Below are 23,377 nucleotides of genomic sequence, written 5' to 3' on the forward strand. Positions count from 1 at the left end.
GTATAATCTCCTTACTTTTTAAAGAAAATCGACAAATTTATCCCTAAATTTCATATGAAGCAATGAACCGACTGTTAAAAAAAGAAGCGTAATCAGCCAGAAATAAAGCGTATATTTCACATCATGGAAGAACCATTCTCCCTTTAACAAGCTATTTCTGAAACCATCAATAATGTAGAAAAGAGGATTTAATCTTAAAATATCTCCTATCCATGCTTTGTCTCCAGTGAGCTTCTCTGAGATATTCCAAAAAATCGGCAGCAAAAAGAAAAGTAAACGTGTCACTGATTGTAAAAGAAATTGATAGTCCCTTACGAGTACACTAATTGTTGAATTAAACAAACTAAACGAAAACATAAACGCGATCATACATATAAGGTAGTAAATATATTGTAGCCAATGCGCGTCAGGATATATGCCATAAGAAATCAGCACAATAAGATAGACACCCATCATGACAAAATAGCTGAACAAGTTGGACATGATGACCACAGACGGCAGCGCACTAATCGGAAAATTCATTTTTGATACCATATTAATGCGTTTAAACACACTGTTTGATCCATCAAGGATCGTCGGACTAATGAAGAACCACGGTATTAATCCAGCAAGCATCCAGATGATAAATGGAACCTCCATGCCTCCAATGACAATTGGCTGTCCTCCGCGAATGCCTAAACCAAAAACAAACCAGTAAGCCAGCATTTGAATCAATGGATTTAAAAACTGCCATAAAACACCTAAATAATTCATCTGATATTTTGATTTTGTTTCATAAACAGCAAGTCGCATAATCAGCGAAAATGAGCTGATTTGCTCCTTCAGTATCGTCAACATTGCGTTCATTCTAATCTTCCTTAGATATAAGTTTTTGGGATCACTTTTTTAAAAAGCACCGCTCATAATTGTAACAGATAACGATTCACATTTCATCTTATAACAAAAGTCGTATCATTTATTCAAGAAACTAAAAATCCCCCTGAATCCTTGCGATCGTAGATTCAGGGGGCCCCTCAGATGTTAGATGATTTGATGCTCTTTTAAGAAATCAGTAATTCTTTTTGTATTTTGATTATCGTTAAAGCTATTGATCTTCAAATATTTTTCTTTATACTCATCTTCTACCACATACTGATGATCGATTGCATGTTTGACAATACGAATCAGGTCTTGAGTGTTATATGCAATTGGACCTGGTGCATTCTCTTCGTTCACAGGCGGAATGGCCTTGTACTGTCTAATTAAGTAATCTTTCTCTTCCCAATAAAAGATCGGGTAGGCTCCTCTATATTGCGCATCATAAATAGCAGAAGAATAATCTGTAATAAACACTTTCGACACTTTTAGCGCTTCTGAAGGGTTATCAGAAATAATATGTTTATACTGCGGTAAATTCTGATACACATATTGTGAAAATTTATTATGCGGTACAAGTAAAAGACGATCAAGCAAGCCTGCTTCTTCAAAGCTTTTAATGATTTTAATTAGAACTCTATAATAAGAGGTTTCCTCAATTCTATTCGTATAAATAAGCCCCTCTTCCCAATATCGGTAAGTTGGCATGAAGGCAATCTTATCTGCACCCTTTACTAACTTTGCATGGTCAAAGGTCGCAAGCCCGGTCAAAATTAAATCATCACGGTCATAGTTCATTTTATAAAACTCACCGGCTTCTAATTCAGAGCTGATGACTGATTTATAAATATTGTATTGGTTCTTGTCTTTATGGAATCCAAAAGCCATTGGATTATCAACTGGCTTAGCAAACATAATGCCATGCTGTAAAAATACGAGCGGAACACTCATGATTCTCTCTCTAAGATGATCAATATATAGTCTATCATTCAGAACATGGTTAGATAGCTCACTTGAAATAAAATAACTGGCATTAAAAATACTTAAATAGTGTCTCAGACTATATTTCGGAATGATTCCTTTTCCATATTTCGCCTTCAATGCTGGATATGCACTGGATTTCTTATTGAGAATAAAGTAATTCTTTGAGTCTGTTTGACAATTCTCTTGAACATAGTCATAAACCCTAATAGCTGATTCATCTGCTTTGTCACTCTTTTTCTCAAAAAACAAATTGACACCATATTTTTTGTCTTTATAAAACGATGATAAAATGCTCGCTACTTTTATTTTGACCTTACTAAATAAAGAATATTCCTCAGAATAAGGAATAATAGTTGACGTGACATTTCCAAAAAGATTTGTTCTTAGTACTTGTAGCTTGTCCCCATTCTTTTTCGTGATATATGTCTTAACCTTTTTATCTCTTTTTTTCAATCTTAAACTATGGATAATCCGGTGATCATTTCCTACGAACAAGTTATTGTGGATTCTGCTATCTAAATCAAGATCATTTAACGAAATTTTAAAGAAGCCATATCTTTTCAGAAACTTGATCTTTCTAAATGGTCTTGTAAATTTCGCCAATTGGTGCTCAGAGTTTCTAATATAAAGATATTCATACTTCTGGTCTGAATTATATGCGTAATGAGTCAGTCTTCCATAAACATAGAAGCTATTAAACAAACTAAAAATACGTAATCTAGAAGTGTGTTTTGTGACAAGATATGGATTTCCTCTTACTAAATAAACACCATTTGTTCTTACATATATGTAATATCTTTGTTTATTTATCACTAGAATATTAAGAATGTTATCTTCTTTGAATTGCTCTAATGTATCTTTACCGAAAATCTTAAGCGGCTGATATGTAGGAACGAGTCTAAAGTTGACGATTTTCTTTTGCTCAGTTACCTTATTTAGAATTTTGATTTGATTACGGTTATTTACAGTCACTTCAATATCTTTATGTTCCTGCATCACATCAAACAAGATTTTTCTAACATTTAGTTCTTTATTTTGACAATCGTACGTAATAACAAAGTGGAAAAGACCATATATGATAAAGGAGATGTCCACAAATCTTTTTTCTTCTCCATCAATGGCTAAATCCATTTTGTAATTTTGATTGATCTCATCTACATTTAGCAGCCCTGAGAATAACAACAGTTCCTTTTCTCCACTGTACAAGCCATAGCGGTCTAATCCTAATTGTTTAACATAGATTTTTTCAAATTGATTGTTAATTTCAATTGAATGTATTTGTTTTGGCTGAATCATGTCAGAGCTTTCTTTCAAGATATACAAATTTTGATCCTTAGCATAGAGATAAATCATTTCATTAGAATGATCTATTGTGGATTCAAAAATCATTTGATCCTTTACATCAATTTTACAAATCCACTTTGAATCGTTTACATTTAACTCTTTAAATTCAAAAGTGGACAACTTCTCTATTTCGTCAATATATATTACTAGCTTATGTTCATCTAAATTTAGAATTTCTATAAAATTATGATAAAGTTTGTACATTGAAGCACCTCTATATTATTTTCAGCATATTTACAATACCGGATAATCTTATCTAAATTTAGCATGTTTACTGTTAAATTTCTATGTTTTTTTATTTTTACCATTACTTTTAAATATGTGTACAATGGAATAAAAAAAACAAAAAAGTACCGTTCTACATGAGAGGAACGGTACTTTTTTTACTATTTTTCAGAAAACACTACTTCCACCACACGCTTCGATGACTCTCCGCTCTCTAGGTAGCAGAATTTTTCATAAAACGGCGTAAATGAAGGTGGTAATGTAAATGTCGGCTGTTCTGTTTCTCTTACCCATTCAATCACGCGTGATGTTTCTTTTACAAGTGGTCCTGGTGCTTCTTGTTCAAAGTCGAAGTAGAATCCTCTGAGCTTGTCACGATATGTTTCGATGTCTGGTACATAGAACAGCATCGGACGTTTAAGGTTTGCATAATCAAAGAACACGGAAGAGTAATCTGTAATGAGTAGGTCGGAAATCATATAAAGGTCTCGAATGTCTTCGTAATGAGAGAAGTCATAGGCAAAGCCTTCATATGGTCCGAGATCAAAGTTTTCCGCTACTAAATAGTGCATACGAAGGATGATGATATATTCTTCTCCGATAGATGCTCGTAGCTCATGCAGATCAAGGTCTAAATCAAATTTGTACTGCCCTTTTTTATAAAATTGATCGTCTCTCCATGTCGGTGCATATAAAATCAATTTTTTATCAAGCGGCAAGTTCATTTTTTGTTTGAGCGCTCTCATTGTTTCTTCATTGTTTTGATTGTGAAGGAAATCATTTCTCGGATATCCTGACTCAATCATGGTCTTTTGGAATTGGAACGCACGGGTAAAAATTTCGGTCGAGTATGCATTAGGAGAAATCAGATAATCCCAATTCGATGCTTCTTTCGTGAAATTCTTTTTGTACTTCTTCGTGTTTGTTCCAGGCATATGCACTTCGTCCATGTCCATCGCCAGTCGTTTTAATGGCGTGCCGTGCCATGTTTGTAAGTATTGGGTGTGTTCTGGTTTTGGAACCCATAGCGGCAAACGACTGTTTACGACCCAATACTCAGCTCTTGCCATTGCAAAAATCCATTTCAATGACAGACGATTGATATAGTAGATGCCTTTTTCTTTAAATGGTGCTTCATGACCTTTTTTAACACTCCAGATCAGCGTATATTCAGGGTGATTTTCTTTCATATATTCATAAATAGCACGCGGGTTACAGCTGAATTGTTTCCCATTAAAGCTCTCAAAAATAACGGTTTTCTTTTTGACGGACAGTTTACTCGCCAGTGTAAAGGTCGTTTGGAAAGTACTTGTCACAAGGCGATTGCGAACTTTTTTAATCTTACCCACTTGCTTCTTGAATTTCTTCCACTTGCTTTTTACGTAGTACTTAGCACGTGTCTTCATGGTGTAATCATTTATTCGGATGCCTAAAGTTTGTCTTTTTTTCTTTCTGTACACTTCATATCGAATTGGTACATCGTTTCTTTTATGAATTTGAACAAGTCCTTTGAGTTTGTTTGAACGATCTCCAAGCACTAAAGAAGTTGTTGTTAACGTTTCTTCCACTCCGTTAACATCGCAAATAAACTCAAAATAGAAGCGATAGACAAACCGTTTGTTTAAGGAATAAGTTAACTCCTCTAAAGGAACTTCTGCTGAAAATTGATACAGTTGTGGTGTTTGATGGTCGTCACGATATTGAATGACTTCATCTTTTTTATGTGTCATCTTGACAGGAAAACGATGCTCAACTGGTTCCTCACCATTTTTCTTCAATAGAAGCTTTACTTCTTTGATCTGATAAGGATGCTCTGCACTTAGAACGCCTGCATACCCAGATAAAGATAGCGTGCATTCTTTGTTGAGCTCGATGTGATGGAATTTCACAACTTTGAGCTCCCGTTTGATTTTCAATGAAGCATTGCCTTTGTCTGTACGATATGGAATAACATACAACAGCGCTTCTTTATTTTCTAAAAATGTCAGCTCTGGCGTTTCAATTTCCATTTTCAAACGACGTTTATAATATGGTGTTTTTTCTTCTATTTCGGAAGTCGCGCTGGTATCCGCTTCTTTTGCGTCTTCATCCTCTTCTTCCGAATCAGAATCATAGGCTGAGTCTTCGAGCTCGTCTTCGTCCTCTTCTTTGTTTGCGCTCAGATAGTCCGTGACATATAAGTTGTATGTCTGGCCTTGCTCTAACGCAAGCGGAAGCGATGCTTCACTCAGTACCAATTTGAATAGATTCTCTTCTTGATGAACAAGCGGGAGGAATAGTTCTTGTTTTGAGACCCTTTCCCTCATAAACAGATAAAACTCTCTATCTGCTAATGGCATGTCATCGTAGATGCGAACGAGCATTTCCAATTTTTCATGATGATTTTTTAAACCTTCAACGACACTCTTCTTATGGATTCCCTCTTCAATCATTAATCGTTAATCTCCTCTGTTCAAAAATCTTACCGTTATTTGTATCATTATTTTACTTTCCAAGAATAGTTCCCCTGTTTCGTTTGATACGACCAACCATCAATTGAAGATGGTTTATTGGTAAGGAGCTCTCCCTCTACTTCTAGACGTTGCAAAACTTCTTGAAGTTCTTCTGTTTTAAAGCGGATGTAAAAATCCACAAATTTTGTTTGGTTGGTTTCGATGTTTTTCTTTGTTTGAAAATGACCAATTGGGAAACTGACTTGATCATTCTCATCAATTGTTTGAGAAATGATTTTAGCTCCATTCACTCGATCATATCCTGCAAAATCAATTTCCACATGATCCGCTTGGCTCATTTCGTCTGTCATCTTAAGCTGAAGATGAAGAACATGGTGTTCAGAGCTAAGATCATGCAGCACCCATTTCGTGCGATCCACGATCTTTCTCAGCTCATCTTTACGTATACGGTTTTCCAGCATCTGATGAAGTACTGTTTTCCAAGCTGACATTTCATCAGAAGGCACATGGTAGAAATAAGTTTGTTCTCCTAAAACCTTCTCAACATCTTCTTTATGCTTAGTATCGCCAAAGAAGACGGCATCCACTTGCTGTTTTCTTATTTGTTTAAATAATTCTCCATATTGAGAATTGATATGGTGCGGATTTTCCTCATAATGGGCTTCATGCACAAAAGCAGCATAATAAGTTGATTCCGGTTGATCTATTTTAAACAAATGGCGGTCCTGGTCCCGGTCCTCTGTGACCATCAGTTTTAACCGGTCATTTTGTAATTGAATGCTGGATAGCCATTGTTGTTTTATATCCGTCTTCTTTGTAAATGTTTGAATTCCTGTTTTTTTATACCAATTAATGTGACGGACTGGATTCTTTTTTGCATCACCAGCATAGATGATCTCCATAAAAATGCTGCCATCGTCCTTGATCAATTCTTCTAAATAGAGAGCACCTGTATGAGGAACAAAGCTTTGAACTCTGCGTAAAGCTCCCTGCCAATTGTATTCTTCTCTCTTCACTAATTGCTGCTCTTCATTATATTGATCAATCATACAGATTGGGGAAGAAGGCAGTTCATATCTCGTCACCTGAATGGTCGATGTATCTGCCGGGATAACTGCTTCATTGATGGATTGAGGTACTTCACCCGCAATAAACTCCGAATAATACCTTTTACTTCCGCTCTCTGGCAGAATGTAATGTTCAAATACATTCAGGATGTCAATTTGAGGATGAAAGGTCTCCTCCAAGCGGCGAATACGTTCCTTCACATTTACATCGAAATTCAAAGTTAACATCGCAGTACGTTTATGTTTCTCAGCCAATGGCTCTATTCTTGCTTTTAAAGACTTCGTTAAGCCGTCTTCCTCATTTGGTACGTCACCTACAATAAAGTAGTAGTCCATGTCAGGAATTTCAACTAATGTCATCGTTTCATTTTGTTCAGGTTGATCCAATGTATCTTCAACTTTTTTCTTCATCCAATTTTGAAACAAAGGAAGCTCTCCTTAAAAATCATGATAACTTGCTCATTGTATTTTACATGAAAAAGCACTTCTCACCAAAAGATAAGAAGTACTTTTTTTCGATCTATTAAAGTCCCGCAATTTCTTCCTTAATTTGAGTTGTCGAGATACCTTCTGTTCTCTTCAAGTAAACGACTTCGCAATGCTCTTTCAAGAAATCGAATTTACCTTCCCAGTCATCTCCCATGACAAAGACATCAATGTCATGCTCTTGTACATCGCGGACTTTTTGATCCCAGCTGTTTTCTGGAATGACTTCGTCTACATAACGAATGGTTTCTAAAATCAGCTTTCGATGCTCGTAGCTATGATAAGCCTTTTTGGATTTTTGTAAATTAAATTCATCTGTCGAGATGGCTACCACTAAGTAATCTCCAAGCTGCTTTGCACGCTCTAGCAGCTTAATGTGCCCCCAGTGTAATAAATCAAATGTACCGTAAGTAATAACTTTCTTCATTGCAAACATAAACTCCTTTCTTCATTCCTTATTCGACTGCTTCAAGCAGTAATGTTTATCCGTAATCCTATTATCTTCGATCGTGTTTTTCGCTCTTCGGAACCTCATTATATCACAGCGCCTAACAAACGTTAAGCAGATGTAAAGACAAACTATTTCCAATTTAATGGGCACGGAACGTAAAGTCCGAAAAATCAATGTTTTATGAAGCACCTTCCATATGAAGTTATCAAAATGTCACGAAATTTAAAGGATTGTAAAGTTATTGTTAATATTTCATGGAGCAACTGTGATAAAATGATGAGTAGGCGAAGAATGAATTTACAATGAACGTTTCATAGATAACAAAATGAAAAAGGAGGTCTGAACAATGCAAACAGAAGTGGTCTCTAACCTTTCTTATGTTAATGGTGACTTAGATGAATTTATTAGCTATATCAACCAGCATCATATTTCCCAGAGAAGAGGCGCCATGATTGCGACAGTGAATCCAGAGATCGGCTATGCTGTCATGAAGGATGATGCATATCATCAAGTGGTTTCTTCCGCGGATTATGTACTGCCGGATGGTGTAGGTGTTGTGTTGATGTCACGCATGACGCAAAGTCCATTGAAATCAAGAATTGCAGGTTTTGATGTGTTCATGTCTATGCTTGATCTCGCAAACAAGCAATCTAAAAGTATCTTTTTATATGGGGCGAAAAAAGAAGTGCTCGAGGCTGTCAAACAGCGAATTGATACGGAATATCCGAATGTGGTGATTGCAGGCAGCTGTGATGGTTATCAAGCGGATAAACGATTTGTGGCAAAACAAATTGCTCGTTCAAAAGCAGATATGGTGTTTGTTGCTTTAGGTTATCCAAACCAAGAGAACTTTATTTATGAATACCGTCATTTGTTCCCGCAAGCTGTTTGCATCGGTTTAGGCGGAAGCTTTGATGTATTTAGCGGAACGGTGAAGCGTGCACCACGCTGGATGATTAAAACAAATACGGAATGGCTGTACAGACTCATTGTCAATCCGTGGAGATGGAAACGAATGCTGAATATCCCAAAGTACGCTTTTGCCGTATTAAAAGAAAACAAAGGGAAAAAGCGCTACTATCCTGAGCAAGTAAAAGATCAGACGAAGCAGCTGTGAGAGACTGATACATGATGAATATACGCTCAATGATCATCTCATGCTATGCAGCTTTTGTTTCTTTTGCTGGATGGCTCATGAGCGGCGTGAAACCTCGTGACAATCAGGTGACGCTGCTTGTTTCATTCCAAGAGAATGCAGCTGCTCTCATTGATACTTATCAAAAACAGGCGAATATGACAATGAGGCTCACTGTCCTCTATACGAAGCATGCTTCTGTGATAGAAAAGGACGTGCCTCATGTGTCATTTCGCTATTTTCATGAAAAAAATCCCATCCATCTCATTCAATGTATCTATACGATGCTAAAAAGCAAAGTCGTTGTCACAGATAATTATTTTCTGATGACAAGTGTGCTAAGAAATAGACCTTCTACCACTTGTATTCAAGTGTGGCACGCCAATGGTGCTTTGAAAAAGTTCGGTCTTGAAGACGCTTCAAATCATCACCGTAGTTCTCGTGATCTGCAGCGTTTCAAGCGGGTCTATGCGTCTTTCGATTATATCGTTACTGGCTCAGATCACATGCGCGAGATTTTCAAAACTTCATTTGGCGTCAACGACGATCGTTTTTTGCCAACAGGTGTCCCCTTCACAGATGTTTACTATGATGAGCGCCCTATTTCCTTTCAGACGGATATTTTTCCAAAAGGCAAAAAAGTACTGCTGTATGCGCCGACCTACCGGGACTTTGCAATGGACGGTCTTGTCTTACCTTTTTCTAAAGAACAATTGCAGAGAGAGCTGAATGGTGACTATATTCTGCTCGTCAAACTTCATCCTGCAGTGAAACACCTAGCCAAAGCAGAAACAGATGGTGAGTGGATATTTGATGTGTCCGATCAGCCGCTCTTTCCATTGCTCTCTGTATGCGATGTCCTGATTACAGATTATTCGTCCATTGTGTTTGAATATGCGCTGCTCCAAAAGCCTGTGCTGTTCTTCACTTACGATCTAGAGACTTATCGCACAAAACGCGGCTTAGTCGAACGTTATGAAGACATTATTCCAGGAAAGGCTTGCGTCACACAAGATATGCTCTTAAAGGAGCTTAAGGGGCTAAACGAATCAGCCAATCAAGACTTATTGAAAACCTTTGCTGAGGAATGGAACCAATATTCAAAAGGGAAATCAAGTCAGCAGCTTCTTTCCTTTATTGAACATCAGCTCTTACACAAAAAACGTCCGGCTTCTCATTAAGAAGCACGGACGTTTTTTTATTTGTTATACACGGGGATATCATAATACAGCGTATAGTTATCAAGTAAGTTATACAAACTATACATACGAGTGACCTGTTTAGAAGCCCAGCCAATATCTGTTGCATATTGGTGAGTCGCTGTCGCAGACCACCGCATTTTGTAAATGGTATCTTGTTTGTATGTGGCGTTATTGATATAGCTGTTGCCAATGAATTTTGCCCCGCCAATAATGGCTGCCTCTGGTGTGAACCATTGCTGTTCATACGCATACTTTGCACCGAGGTAATTCGGGTTACTGTCATATGCACCAATGCCATACATGTTGTACACGATTTTATCATTAAACTTCGTACCGTTCGCTAAAATGGAACTGCCGTTGCCTGTTTCAAGCAATGCATGTGAAATGAGATAGATTTCGTTAATATGATACGTTTTCGCTGCTGTGATAAAGGCTTGTCCTTTTCCGGCAAGAATGCCTTTCCCTGCTAAAATCTTCGTATTCACTTCAGTCGGGTTGAGATTTGCAGCTTCAGAGAGTTTGAGAAATTGAAAATAAGATTGAGTGCCCTCCGCGATATTCGCTGGGTCTACATATTTTAATACTTCTGCTGAACTCGCATTTCTCCAGCCGAGGCTGATCTTGATCCAGTTGCCTTCTTTTCCAAGCTGCTTCACTTTTGTCCCTTTGTTCAGCTGTGCGACGATGTTGCTAGCCGAACTTGAATCAGGTGTAGAACGTACATTTAGCCCGTCTGTATTCACTGTGGACGTCGCTGGGTCTACATATGTCGCATAGACATAGGCTGCACCATCTGTCTGCGGTGACACCTTCATTTGTTTGTTTACCATCTCATTGACTGTGAGGTTATAATTCGTCTGCATCACCATTGGACCATTTTTGATTTTTGTCGCTGTGGCTGTCCAGCCGTATTGGCTTTTCACAAAAGCAATGGCCGCATTCGCATTTGGTAAACCTGTAAACTGCTGTGTGATGTTGATTTTATATGCCGGTTTTGTCGTTGTTGTATAAGCAGCTGGTTCATTTCGCTTTTTGAAGAATGTCATGCCTTGATCTCTTAACGTAGCAGTCGAAATGACCCCTGTTTTGATCTGATATTGACCATAATCAGTTGCTCCCGTTTTTTGAGCGGCTGCTTTCATTTTTTGTTTGGTTAAATAACTTAAGGCTTGATTCAGTTTTGTCTGATTCACAGTCGCCTCTGTCGTAATACGGTATTGCTTAACAGCTTCTGTTAATGTTTTTGTACTGCTGGCAACTCCATTTTTCTTGATGATCTCTTGCGCTTGCTTTACTTTGCTTTGATCATATACAGGGGTTGTCATTAGGCTGTATGCTTTACTGACAGCTTGTCCCTTGCCTGTTGTGATGCTGCTTGTCACCTTTTGTGCTTTTAAGTATGCAGCACCTTTATTTACTTTTGTCTGATCCGTTGCTTGATTCACAACAAGTCGATACGTGCTGTCAGATGCTTTGCCTGTTTTTTTCATTGTGGCGGATACTTTTTTCTTTTGGAAAAATGCCGTTGCTTTTTTCGCTTGATCATCGCCCAAAAGATTCCCAGTCACTACTTGATATGGCTGTGTAGAGGAGATCTTTTTAGACGTATAGCGCCATTTCTTTTTCTTGAAAAAGGCAACTGTTTTTGCGTAAGTTGTGTCATTTAATTGATTGAGCTTTACGATATAATTTTTCGTTTTTCCTACTCGCTGCACAGTACCTGACGCACCAGCTTGTTTCTTAATCTGAGCCGCCGCTGAGGCTGCTTGCTTACTGTCTTTGAAATAGCCTGATTCCATGCTATATACATTTTTAACAGCTCCAGCCTTCTGAATCTTTCCGCTAATTTTCGCTTCTTTTTGCAGCTGGGTCAGAAGGGTTTGCGCTTTAGACTGATTCGTTTGTGCAGCAGATGTGACGATGTAATACGGTTTGCCTGCTGCTACCGTTTGGAGTACTGCTTTTAAACCAGATTCCTTTTGAAAACCTTGCAGGATGGTATTTGCCTTACTCTGTCCAACCAAATTGCCTGAGATCAGCTGATACACAGTGCCCGCTTTGTTTTCGGTTTGATATGTACTAGTGACTCCGGCCTGTTTTTGTAGTTCGGTTTGAATATTTTTGACTTTCGTTTCAGAATCAATGGCTCCTGAAATGACCTGATAAGATGGTCTGCTTTGATTGATAGCTTCATACGTGCTATTGAGTCCTGATGTTTTCGTCAGCTCGAGCGTCAGTTTTTTCGCCTGACTTTCATCGTTGATTGGATCAGATACGATTTTCTGTAAAGGAAGGCGGTCACCTACTGGAGACACCGTACCGCTCATGCCTAACTCTTTTTTTAATGCAGCGGCACTTGCATTAGCTGCTACTTGTGAGTCATATCCTGAGGCAGTTAGCTGATAGGTCGATGTATTTCCTGACGTTTGATAAGTGGCTGTCCATTTCTTATCCTTTTTCAACGTGTCAACCGCTTTTTTCACTTCTGCTTCTGTTGTAAATACTTTTGAGGTGCTAATCGTATAAATGGATTGATCGACATAGGAGGCTGCTTGCACTTCTTTGCCTGTGTGTAATGTCATACCAAAGGCAGCTGCGAGTAACATAATCTTGATGGTTTTTTTCACGGTCCCTGTCCCTCTCTTAACTTTGCATAATAGTCTACTAATCTCTTTATCGACAAAAACAAGTCTCTTTCAAGTCATTTATGCATTAGAAAAAAAGAGGACCTCTCGAAGTCCTCTTTACCTTTATATATGTGACACAATCAGTTCACAAGATCCTTCAATGGTGAAGTTCCCAGTTTCAGCCGGCAGGATAAAATGGGCTCCTTTTGGCAGCGGATATGTATGTCCATTATGCTCTAAGGACCCTTCCCCATTAATAACGCTGCACAGCAAAAACGGATAATCTTGCGATAGCTCTACTTTTTGATCAATTTCCCATTTATACACAGAGAAATATTCTGCTTCTACGAATGTTCTAATGGTCACCCCTGGACGAGTTTCTACTGATTCATCTGCATAACCGTCTACATGAGGAACCGTTGTGACATCAATGGCCTGCGTGAAGTGAAGTTCACGTTCATGGCCATTTTGGTCTTTTCGTTCATAATCATACACCCGATAGGTCGTATCTGAACTTTGCTGCGTTTCAAGAACCAGTGTGCCTTCACATAGTGCATGAATGGTACCGCTTGGCACATAATAAAAATCGCCCGGCTTAATTTTCACTCGCCGCAAAAGGCCTTCCCAATCTCCGCTGTTCATCATGGTCACAAGCTCAGTTCTCGTCCGTGCATTATGACCGTAGATCATTTCTGCGCCTTCTTTGCAGTCAATGATATACCAGCACTCTGTTTTCCCAAGCTCGCCATTTTCATGTCTTTCCGCATAATCATCATCTGGATGAACTTGAACGGATAAATCTTGGTTTGCATCTAAAATTTTTGTTAAGAGCGGGAAGCGATCGCCTTCTATTCCCCCAAACAATTCTCTGTGATTGTCCCATAGTTCGATCAGCGTTTTCCCTTTATATGGACCGTCTTGCACGACACTTGGTCCGTTTGGATGAGCAGAAATTGCCCAGCATTCTCCCGTTTGATCAGAAGGAATATCATAGCCAAATTGATCCCTTAAGGCTGTACCTCCCCATATTCTCTCCTTCAATTCAGGCAGTAAAAAAATTGGTGACTGCTTCATTCAGGATGACTCCTCCCTTTGCTACCCTTTGATAATCCTTGCCTAGCATGATGAAAACTAGCAAGTCTCAACTTTTATTATGACGCTATCTAAAGAGAAGTCAATCCTTTCAGTACACCGAATGAAAACGATAACAAGAAAATCAATTTACCCTTTGACTGAGCCTGCAAGAAGCCCTTTCACGAAGTATTTCCCGAGTAGAATATAGACCAAAAGTGTCGGCAGCGCAGCCAAGATGGCACCTGCCATTTGAACATTCCATTGCACAATTTGACTGCCTGATAAATTTTGCAGTGCAACCATGACCGGCTGATTCTCTGCCGTGGTCATAGTAACCGCAAATAGAAACTCATTCCACACATTTGTGAATTGCCAAATGGCAACCACGACAAACCCTGTGATGGAAAGCGGAAGAATCATATGTCTGAAGATCCCGATAAATCCGGCCCCATCCATCTTCGCTGATTCAATCATTTCATCAGGAATGCTCACATAAAAATTGCGGAACATGAGTGTTGTGATTGGCAGGCCGTATACGACATGGACAAGCACAAGTCCCGGAATGGAGTTATACAAGCCGATTTCACGTAAAAATTGAATAAGTGGAATGAGGATACTTTGATATGGAATAAACATACCAAACAACATGAAGGTAAACACCACTTCTGATCCTTTAAAGCGCCATTTAGACAGCACATAGCCATTCATCGCACCTAATACAGCTGACAATAAGGTAGCAGGAATGACTAGATAAAGAGAGTTCATTAAATTGGGTGATAACTTTTCAAAAGCGATTTTGTAGCTTGAGAAATCTAGTGTAGATGGGAGCGACCACATTCGCTCAAGGGTCACTTCACCTAATGGCTTTAAGCTTGTGACGAGCATGACATAAACAGGCATGAGAAAAAACAAACTGCACAGTATTAATAAAGCATAAAGAACTGGACGGACAAACCCTCTTGCGATCATGATGAAGCCCCCTTCCGACTAGACAGGAGATACGGCACGATAAAGACTGCAACAGAAATCAGCATAACGATCGCAATGGCGGCACCACCTGCATAATGGTTTCCTCTAAAGGTCATTTCAAACATATAAACACCTGGCACATCGGTGACAAAGTTTGCACCTGGTCCTGTCATCGAGTAAATCAAATCGAAGATCTTTAAAGAAATATGTGCCATGATAATGACGACGCTTGCTGTGATTGGTTTTAACAGCGGAAAAATGATTTTCCAGTAGATTTGCCACTCGGTTGCGCCATCCATTCTAGCAGCCTCTCTCACTTCCTCTGGAATGCCTCTAAGACCAGCCAAATACATCGCAAGTGAGAACCCTGTCATCTGCCACACAGCAGCGATGACAACTGCAATCATTGCTGCCGGTACACCAAACTCAATTTTTCCCCAGACAAATCCAGCTAAAATGTTCGTATCCGTGTACCACTTGGGCTGGATGCCGAGTGTTTTTAAAAACAGATTCACCCCAGTAGATGGATTTAGGATCCATTGCCACACAACACCTGTGACAACAAAGGAAAGGGCCATCGGAAAGAAAAAGAGATTCCGAAAAAGTGATTCCCCCTTGATCTTCTGGTCTAGTAAAATGGCCAGTACAAGCCCAGAAGCAATGACTGCTCCAATAAAGAATAATGTAAAAAAGACCGTGTTTCGAAGATCTGACTGAAAGCGAAAATCTTGAAACAGCATGACATAATTTTTCATACCTGCGAAAGAAAAATCAGGAACAAGCGAGGTCCAGTTCGATAATGAAACATATCCTGTCCAGCCAATAAAGCCGTAAACAAAAATGAATAATAAAACAGCTGACGGTGCTAAAAATAGCAGGGCAAGCAGCTGGTCTCCATTCCATTTTTTCCGAACACGTTTCACTTTTGCTGCTGGTGTTTTTGTGGTCGGCGATGTGTCCATGCGCATGAAGCTACACTCCTTTTTTTAAAAAAGAGGCGGTGCCTAACGGCCGCCTCTTTCATCTTTATTTCATTGAATCTTTTAAAGAAGAAACGAACTGGCTGCTGTCTTTTTGTGTCACGAAAATATTGACGGCTTGGTTCGCCTTCGTGACAAAACCTTCTTCAGCAGCTGAGCCATGCGCAAGAGACGGTGCCAGCTTTGACTCTTTAAACGCCTTCATTGCTGATTTTCCGTATTCATCATATTTTGATACGTCTGCATCCACACGAGCCGGAATTGACCCTTTCAGCGGATTAAACGCATCCTGTCCTTCCACAGATCCTAAGACAGATAAGAATTTTTTCACGTTTTCTGGCTGTTTGACACCCTTCGGCAGTCCGAATGTATCCGTGATAACCATAAAGCTGCCCTCCGTACCAGGAGTTGCCACGTATCCAAAGTCTTTATTCACCTTCAAATCTAGATCATTTACAAAGTATCCTTTTGCCCAGTCGCCCATGACATTCATTGCAGCTTCCCCTTTTGCCACGAGCTGTGAGGCATCCTGCCAGTTACGCGAGCTATGATCGTCGTTGACGTATTCGAGCATACGTCCAAAGATGTCTGCCGCTTCCTTCACTTTTGCATCATCCATTTTTAAGTCGCCCGCCCAAAGTTTTTGATAGTCATCTGCACCTAGTACACCTAGAAGAACGCTTTCAAACAAATGAGTCGCTGCCCAAGGTTCTTTATCCCCAAGCGCAAGTGGTGTAATCCCTTTTTTCTTTAAGGCATCGGCTGTTTTGAAAAATTCATCAAACGTCGTTGGTGGCTGTAAGCCCTGTTCTTCAAATACTTTTTTGTTATACCAAAGCACATTGCCTCTATGAATATTCACTGGAACGGAATAGATTTTCCCGTCTTTGCTCACAAGGTCAATCAGTGATTCTGGAAATTTATCCTTCCAGCCTTCTTTTTCATATAGATCATCCAGCGGCTCCATTTTGCCTGCGGCTACCCAGCTCTCATTCAGCTCTGCTCCCCCGTGTACTTGGAAAGTAGCTGGCGGATCATCTCCTTGCATCCGGCTTGTTAGAACAGCTTTCGCATTCGTACCAGCGCCACCAGCGACAGCTGCATTTTCAATTGGAATGTCTTTATTTTTCTCTTCAAACAATTGAATGAGTGCCTTCAGCCCGTCTTCCTCACCTGCACCAGTCCACCAAGAGAAAATTTCTAGTTTCTCCGCTCCGCTCTCTTTTTTTGCATCTGAGTTCGTCGATGAACTGCAAGCAGAGACGACCAGCATACAGAGTGCCAATAAAGTAAAGCCTAATTTAAACTTCATCATGGATCCCCCATCCCTATTTTGTAAGCGTTATCAAAATAAGTATACTGGCAGATCCTTTCCTTTTTTCAGGCAAACTTCTTCACTTTTTTATGAAATTCTTCATTTTTTTACGACCTGTTTTCGATATTCCTTCGGTGAACAGCCAACCATTTTTTTAAACACACGACTGACGTAATTTGGATCAGTATATCCAGCTTGATAGGTGATTTCTTTTAAACTAAGCGAACTCTCTTTCAGTAGCTTCTTCATTTTATCCATCCTACAGGTCGTCACATATTCTTTAAACGTTAGACCTGTCTCATCCTTAAAGCGTTTGGTGAAATACGTCGGGCTTAAATCAACATAGGCGGCCGTTTGCTCCAGCGTGATATGTTCGCAAAAATGTGTTTGAATGTATCGTTTCGCCCGTTCTATATCATTCACCGTCTGGGTTCTTGCTTCATACAGATCAAATAAATGTTCACAGCATTGGCGGCATTCTGTTTCTGTGGTGATAGCTAGAATTGGCACATCTGCACGAAGTCGTGATTTGAGTAAAATGAGCAGCTCTTTCACATGAGAAATGGTTGCCCCTTCTAATTGGAAGGCATCATAGTAAGCAAGAGCATCATCTCTTCTCCCTTCTTCTAGTGCCAGCATCATGTCATCGGCAAGCTCAGGCAAGTTGATCAATACGTAAGATTGTCTATCTGTATAGTAAAAGCCATAACGAACCGCACCGTCATCTTTTTTTCGCTGATAATAGGAAAGCTTCGCTTCTGCCGCACTTTTCTGAAGTTGAAGTGGATTTGAGACAGGATGACCCATGCCAACAATGACAGGGGAATCCTGCTCGCTTGTCATAGCAGCGCGAATGGCTTGCAGTACATTCGCCTTTAGATGACCAGGTGATTGACAGCTGTAAATCAAGCATGTAAACAGCTCACCGCTCACTTGGATAGGCACTGCTTGAAAAAGAGCAGACTCCTGCAAATGATTCAGGAGTTGATCCCCGCCTGTCCGCTGAACAGCGATCACTAGACCTGCTTGAAAATCCTGAAACAGCCGCTCAAACGCTGTTGAAGTATAAGATTGACCGTTCAACACATGGGCTTCCAGCCATTTTGACTGCTGATTGACTTTCTCCGCCTGCCGCAGGGAGACCTCCTGCTGAATTTCTGCCGCAACAGAACGAATCGCTGTAATGGTTTCGTCTTTATCAGCTGGTTTGACAAGGTATTGTTTGACCCCTTCCTGCATGGCTTGCTTGGCATAATCAAATGTATCGTAGGCTGTCAGCATAATAAATTTAGTATAAGGGCAGCTTGCTTTGATCTGTTTGATCGCTGTGAGCCCATCCATGCCTGGCATCTGAATATCCATGAGCACAAGGTCAATTGGCTTAGACCGCGCCAATTCCACCGCCTTTTTTCCATTCGCAGCTTCCCCTGCAATATGACAGTCTGGCAGCCATTCGGTCATGAACTTACGCATCGCCATTCGTTCAATTTTTTCATCATCCACAATCAGCACGTTCAGCATGCTCGTTCCTCCTTGATTGGTATTGTCAATTGAATCGTGGTCCCTTCGTTTGGCTTTGAATCAATTTGAAGGGCATCCTGCACTCCGTAAAACAAACGCAGCCTCGACATCACATTTCGAAGACCAATTCCTGTCGAGTGACCTTTACTACGTGTGTCTGAAAGATCTTCTTCCTCTTGCGATAGCAATCTCTTTTTCTCTTGATCACTGATGCCAAGTCCATTATCCCGAATCCGAATCATGACAAAGCGATCATCTCGATCAATAGAGAGCTCTACAAGCCCCCCCTCCTCTTTTGGTTCTACCCCATGAATAAAGGCATTTTCAACAAGCGGCTGCAATGTAAGGCTCGGAATGTGAACAGATAGACACGACGCATCTATGGTCGTTTTGCATGTAATACGATCGGAAAATCTTGTTTCTTGTATATGAAAATATTCTTTTACCACTTTCACTTCTTGTTCTAACGTAACAGATGCGCTGAGAGGAGATAGCGAATACCGCATCAGCGTAGAAACGGATTGTATCAATCTCGATGTCGCATCAGCTGATTCTAAGTACGCCATACGTGAAACGATGTTTAATGTATTAAATAAAAAATGTGGATTCATTTGGTTTTGTAGTGTTTTCAGCTTCATGTCTTTAATTTTCTGATCTAAAGCAGCCTTTTGTTTCATCTCTTCAATCATGACCTTCATCTCTCGCCGCATTCGCTCAAAGGCATGATTTAACACAGAGATTTCGTCCTTTGATGACACATGCAAATTCGGACCATCAAAATTTCCTTCTGATACTTCTTTGGCACTTCGAGACAGATGAACGATCGGTCTTGAAATTCCACCCGCAATGATATAGGCCATCCATAAAGCGATTCCTATCGATAATGTAAACAGACATAGAGTAAAAAGCGCATACGTTTGATGTCTTTTTTGAAGGGATTGGTAGAGTACTTGATACTCAGATAATTCATCATCCAAAAGAGTCATTGTCTGTTCTTGGATATAAGAGGACACGGTTCTTACTTCTTTCACACTTGCAGCATATTCTTTGATTTTCCCTTTTTTGACATGATTCATTGTCGCATCACTTTCGTTTATGAGCGTCCGCATCATATATTGATATTTTTCAATGGACGGGATGGCGGCATGAAGCCCAGCATCTTTGAGTAATGCTTGATCATATGATGTCATTTTCCGTTTTGATTTAGCATAGCCCTTGGCAAACGCCTGATCCTTTTCGATGGCAAAGGCGTTGACCTTTTCATACATCGTTTTTGCCTCTGTCGAAATATCATTCAGCAGGAGAAAGGAACGAAAGCTCTTGCTATATTCTGATGTGATTTTTGAACTGCTCCAATACACAAAAAAAGCGGCCACATTACCAAGGAGCACAAGAATTAAAAATGCCAATAATAATTTACTTCGTATTTTTCTCATGGCTGAACCCCCTGTGGTCTTTCTGTTTGATGAAGGGGCAGGTCTCCTCGCCGAATCACACTCGTCCCTGTGTACTGAAGCGGTTCTTGTTTATCCCCTTGTTGCAAACGAACAAGAGATTCAACCGCTTGATAGCCCATTTCATAAGGGTGCTGTACAACCACTGCATCAATTTTCCCATCATCCAGCGCTTGAATCGTATCAGGCAGAGTATCAAATGCGAGCACATAAACATCTTTAGATGAATGATATTGCTCTGTTGCTTGAATAATGCCGACACCGTCTAATGCACTTGTTCCATAAAATGCGGTGAGCTGCGTATGATCATTCAACAATTTATACGCAGCACCGGAAGCACCTGATTTCGTAATCGCCGACTCTTCTATTCCAGCAATATGAATGCGTTTTTCACCAGAAACGGCATCTCGAAACCCCTTCACGCGAAGCTTCTGGTGAATCGCATCAAGCCGTCCCGTCACAATGCCCACATACTGTTCGCCTTTTGTATCGGCGATGAGTGCCTGTCCGGCGATAAAGCCAGAATAATAGTTATCTGTTCCGACATACACTTGACGCTTGCTCCCCTCTGCATCCGTATCGACTGTGACGACATCAATGCCTTTCTCTCTTGCTTTTTGAAAGAGCGGTTTGTATTTCTTTGCATCAAGCCCTTGTGTCATAATGCCGTCCACATGACCAGCAATCGCCATATCAATGGTTTTCAGGTGATCATCCAAATCAGCCTGCTTTGGACCTAGGTATTCAAGATACACCCGATGAACTTCTGCCGCATCAGCAGCTCCCTTTTGCACCAATTGCCAATATTCATTATCAAGTTCCTCCGGTACAAGAACAAAGTGATATTGGTAAGTTGATACCGTCTCATCGGAAGCGCTTTCAATTTTAACTAAATCTTGACCTAATACAGATAAAAAAAGAACAGATACGACACAAAATGTGAGAAATGCGCCTATTCCGAACAACTTCGACCTTTTCATTCACATCCGCCTCCTTCCATTGTTGCCGCATAAAAAAAGAGCTGCTTATAAAAGCATACTCTCTCGACCTCTATAATTCCTTTGTCATAAATAAACTGTTCGGATCTTCTTGGTATGAACCAAAAGGCGGACAATATTGAAATCCAAAACTTTCATATAATTTTCTTGCCGGTTCAAAGAAAGCAATCGCACCTGTTTCAAGGCTGACTCTTTTATACCCCCGCCGCTTCGCCTCTTGGAGAAGGTGGGTCAACAGATGCTTCGCCACCCCTTTTCGCATATGGGCTGCTGCCGTCCTCATCGATTTGAGTTCACCATGTTCACTTGATAGCTCCTTGATGGCTCCGCAGCCAAGAAGCACCTCGCCATCCCTTGCACTCCATACTGTGACATCTTGTTTTTTCAGATCGTCTAACGGAAGGGCATGAATGCTTTCTGGCGGTGAATGTTTTTTCATCTCTTCTAAATGAGCTTGAATCAATTGTTCAATTTGACCATCTTTTAGTTCATCTTGTTGAATGTACATATCGACCTCTCCTTTATGCTCATTTTACGTGAAAAGATGCGTCTTCTGAGCTTTTTTGTCAGATAAACGAACAAACAACCAGCAGTCATCCGCCGGTTGTTTATGTGAACTACATGATGGTGGAAGAAAGAACAGCTTGTAATTCTTCTGCTGTACTGCTTTCAAGCTGGCTGCCGACACCTACTGCCACGGCTCCTGCTTCAAGCCACTTTGGCACATCGACTGGATGAATGCCTCCTGTTGGGATGAACTCAATCTCTGGAAACGGACCTTGCAAATTTTTCATATAGGACAAACCGAAGGAGCCGCTCGGAAAAAGCTTTAACACGCTGTATCCATTTGCTTTTGCCTGCATAATTTCACTCGGGGTCAAAACACCTGGAACGTAAAGTGTATCGTGAAAAGATAGGTGCTCTCCGATGACAGGAAGATATCCCGGGCTGACGATAAATTGAGAGCCGGCTTCAATGGCTGATTGTGCCTGCTCAAGCGTTGTAATCGTTCCGGCTCCGACAATCAAGTCGTGGTCATGCTGGTAAGATGCAATGATCCGCTCTGCATTAGGCGTGGTATATGTCACTTCGATGGCCCGCACCCCTTTTTTCTTTAAACGACCAATCATCTCTATCCCGTCTGCTTCACTAGCTGCTCTGACCACCGCAATGAGTTTACAAGCTGCGAGCTTCTCTTTAACGCTCATACTTGCTGACTTTCCCATACCTCTCATCTCCCTTCATATCGTGTCGCCTTTGATATCGTTTGGCTTCTTTTATAAATGCCTGAAGCTCTTTTCGAGTCGGCAGTCCCTCGTGATCTCCTGGGGACATGACTGCAAGTGCTCCAATGGCATTGCCTCTTGCTACCGATTTTTCATATGATAAACCGTCCAGCAGACCGCTCATCACTCCCACTGCAAATCCATCACCAGCTCCGACTGTATCCACGACATGAGACACATGGAAACCATCCACTACACCTTGGCCGGATGCACTTTTGAAATAGGCTCCTTCCGCTCCCAGTTTAATGACCACAAGCTTGACGCCTTTTTGTAAATAAACATCCGCAATTGCTTCCGGATCATCACATCCCGTGAGTCTTTGACCTTCTGCAAGCCCTGGGAAAAACCAATCTACTTGAGCAGCCATCTGATTCACCGTATGAATCATGTCTTCTTCCTCTTCCCATAGTTGAAGTCTAAGGTTCGGGTCAAAGGAAATGGTTTTTCCTGCTTCTTTCATTTCTTTAAGGGCATGAAAAGAAAACGCTCTCATTTCACTAGACACAGCAGGCGGGATTCCGGTCATATGAAGATGTCCTGCCTGCTGAAAATAAGTGGACGGGAAATCGCTTGGGTTCAATGTACTCGCAGCAGAGCCTTTTCGGTAGTACGTCACATCAGGGTCTCCATCGATGACTTTTGATTTAAGCAATATCCCTGTTTTGGCTCCATCATTTGAACGGAGTACTGCCTTCGTATCGACCCCTTCTTTTTGAAGCTCTTCTAAAATAAATGTACCAAGTGAGTCCGCCCCGACCTTGCTCATCCAGCCAACGCTAAAGCCTAATCTTGCCAAGCCGACCGCAACATTACTCTCTGCACCAGCAAGTGCTTTTTGAAACGTATGCACTTGGTGAAGCTCGCCAATTTCTTTTGCATAAAACATCGCCATTGATTCCCCAAATGTGATCACATCCAATGCTTTCACTGATTTCTCCCCTTTCTTGGTAC

At 40.5% G+C, this 23,377-nt stretch carries 18 protein-coding genes; 2 read left to right on the top strand and 16 right to left on the bottom strand.

Features of this window, described 5'->3' with window-relative positions; all coding sequences use genetic code 11:
• Window positions 1-18 precede the first annotated feature (18 nt).
• The 5 genes from V7L95_RS04825 to tagD form a co-directional block, all read right to left on the bottom strand.
• Entirely contained in the window at window positions 19-846 is an 828-nt protein-coding gene (locus V7L95_RS04825) for an ABC transporter permease (protein WP_008343200.1), read from the bottom strand.
• A 174-nt stretch (window positions 847-1,020) separates the two neighbouring features.
• Window positions 1,021-3,387: a CDP-glycerol glycerophosphotransferase family protein gene (locus V7L95_RS04830; RefSeq protein ID WP_039956073.1), complete on the bottom strand. Its 2,367-nt coding sequence runs from the start codon at window positions 3,385-3,387 to the stop codon at window positions 1,021-1,023.
• Between the two features lie 182 nt (window positions 3,388-3,569).
• Window positions 3,570-5,840 (bottom strand): CDP-glycerol glycerophosphotransferase family protein, encoded by a 2,271-nt coding sequence (locus tag V7L95_RS04835; RefSeq protein ID WP_017359982.1) that lies wholly within the window; start codon window positions 5,838-5,840, stop codon window positions 3,570-3,572.
• Window positions 5,841-5,887: 47 nt separating this feature from the next.
• Window positions 5,888-7,354, bottom strand: coding sequence for an alpha-glucosyltransferase N-terminal domain-containing protein (locus tag V7L95_RS04840; RefSeq protein WP_035389701.1), 1,467 nt, complete (start codon window positions 7,352-7,354; stop codon window positions 5,888-5,890).
• A 97-nt stretch (window positions 7,355-7,451) separates the two neighbouring features.
• Window positions 7,452-7,841, bottom strand: a complete 390-nt coding sequence (gene tagD / locus V7L95_RS04845; RefSeq protein ID WP_008343212.1) for a glycerol-3-phosphate cytidylyltransferase — start codon at window positions 7,839-7,841, stop codon at window positions 7,452-7,454.
• A 370-nt stretch (window positions 7,842-8,211) separates the two neighbouring features.
• Here tagD and V7L95_RS04850 point away from each other — a divergent pair, with 370 nt between their 5' ends.
• Both V7L95_RS04850 and V7L95_RS04855 read left to right on the top strand, forming a co-directional pair.
• Entirely contained in the window at window positions 8,212-8,982 is a 771-nt protein-coding gene (locus tag V7L95_RS04850; protein WP_024719265.1) for a WecB/TagA/CpsF family glycosyltransferase, read from the top strand.
• A gap of 11 nt (window positions 8,983-8,993) precedes the next feature.
• On the top strand, window positions 8,994-10,181 hold the full coding sequence (locus V7L95_RS04855) for a CDP-glycerol glycerophosphotransferase family protein (protein WP_340968302.1): 1,188 nt from the start codon (window positions 8,994-8,996) through the stop codon (window positions 10,179-10,181).
• Between the two features lie 17 nt (window positions 10,182-10,198).
• Here the strand turns inward: V7L95_RS04855 and V7L95_RS04860 are convergent, their stop codons facing one another.
• From V7L95_RS04860 to V7L95_RS04910, 11 genes are all read right to left on the bottom strand, one after another.
• Complete coding sequence (locus V7L95_RS04860) at window positions 10,199-12,829, bottom strand: N-acetylglucosaminidase (protein WP_326114925.1); 2,631 nt, start codon at window positions 12,827-12,829, stop codon at window positions 10,199-10,201.
• A 123-nt stretch (window positions 12,830-12,952) separates the two neighbouring features.
• Window positions 12,953-13,903 carry a mannose-6-phosphate isomerase, class I gene (gene manA, locus V7L95_RS04865; RefSeq protein ID WP_007499909.1) on the bottom strand — a complete coding sequence of 317 codons (951 nt, stop codon included), beginning with the start codon at window positions 13,901-13,903 and terminating at the stop codon, window positions 12,953-12,955.
• Between the two features lie 147 nt (window positions 13,904-14,050).
• Window positions 14,051-14,872: a carbohydrate ABC transporter permease gene (locus tag V7L95_RS04870; RefSeq protein ID WP_007499907.1), complete on the bottom strand. Its 822-nt coding sequence runs from the start codon at window positions 14,870-14,872 to the stop codon at window positions 14,051-14,053.
• Window positions 14,869-15,840: a sugar ABC transporter permease gene (locus V7L95_RS04875; protein ID WP_017359986.1), complete on the bottom strand. Its 972-nt coding sequence runs from the start codon at window positions 15,838-15,840 to the stop codon at window positions 14,869-14,871. The genes V7L95_RS04870 and V7L95_RS04875 overlap by 4 nt, the downstream gene beginning before the upstream one ends.
• Window positions 15,841-15,898: 58 nt before the next feature.
• The gene (locus V7L95_RS04880; RefSeq protein ID WP_050826666.1) at window positions 15,899-17,167 is read right to left on the bottom strand and encodes an ABC transporter substrate-binding protein; all 1,269 of its coding nucleotides are present in this window, start codon (window positions 17,165-17,167) and stop codon (window positions 15,899-15,901) included.
• A 99-nt stretch (window positions 17,168-17,266) separates the two neighbouring features.
• Window positions 17,267-18,688: a response regulator gene (locus tag V7L95_RS04885; protein WP_050826667.1), complete on the bottom strand. Its 1,422-nt coding sequence runs from the start codon at window positions 18,686-18,688 to the stop codon at window positions 17,267-17,269.
• Complete coding sequence (locus V7L95_RS04890) at window positions 18,682-20,124, bottom strand: sensor histidine kinase (protein WP_050826668.1); 1,443 nt, start codon at window positions 20,122-20,124, stop codon at window positions 18,682-18,684. Before V7L95_RS04890 ends, V7L95_RS04885 begins: the two co-directional genes overlap by 7 nt.
• Window positions 20,121-21,122 (bottom strand): sugar-binding protein, encoded by a 1,002-nt coding sequence (locus V7L95_RS04895; protein ID WP_165379169.1) that lies wholly within the window; start codon window positions 21,120-21,122, stop codon window positions 20,121-20,123. The genes V7L95_RS04890 and V7L95_RS04895 overlap by 4 nt, the downstream gene beginning before the upstream one ends.
• Before the next feature lie 70 nt (window positions 21,123-21,192).
• Window positions 21,193-21,648, bottom strand: coding sequence for a GNAT family N-acetyltransferase (locus V7L95_RS04900; protein ID WP_025208094.1), 456 nt, complete (start codon window positions 21,646-21,648; stop codon window positions 21,193-21,195).
• Between the two features lie 109 nt (window positions 21,649-21,757).
• Window positions 21,758-22,366 (bottom strand): bifunctional 4-hydroxy-2-oxoglutarate aldolase/2-dehydro-3-deoxy-phosphogluconate aldolase, encoded by a 609-nt coding sequence (locus V7L95_RS04905; protein ID WP_025208095.1) that lies wholly within the window; start codon window positions 22,364-22,366, stop codon window positions 21,758-21,760.
• Window positions 22,338-23,354, bottom strand: a complete 1,017-nt coding sequence (locus V7L95_RS04910) for a sugar kinase (protein WP_340968313.1) — start codon at window positions 23,352-23,354, stop codon at window positions 22,338-22,340. The genes V7L95_RS04905 and V7L95_RS04910 overlap by 29 nt, the downstream gene beginning before the upstream one ends.
• Between the last annotated feature and the right edge of the window lie 23 nt (window positions 23,355-23,377).

The organism is Bacillus sp. PPSBB_11 (assembly GCF_038023285.1).
Lineage (GTDB): Bacteria > Bacillota > Bacilli > Bacillales > Bacillaceae > Bacillus > Bacillus altitudinis.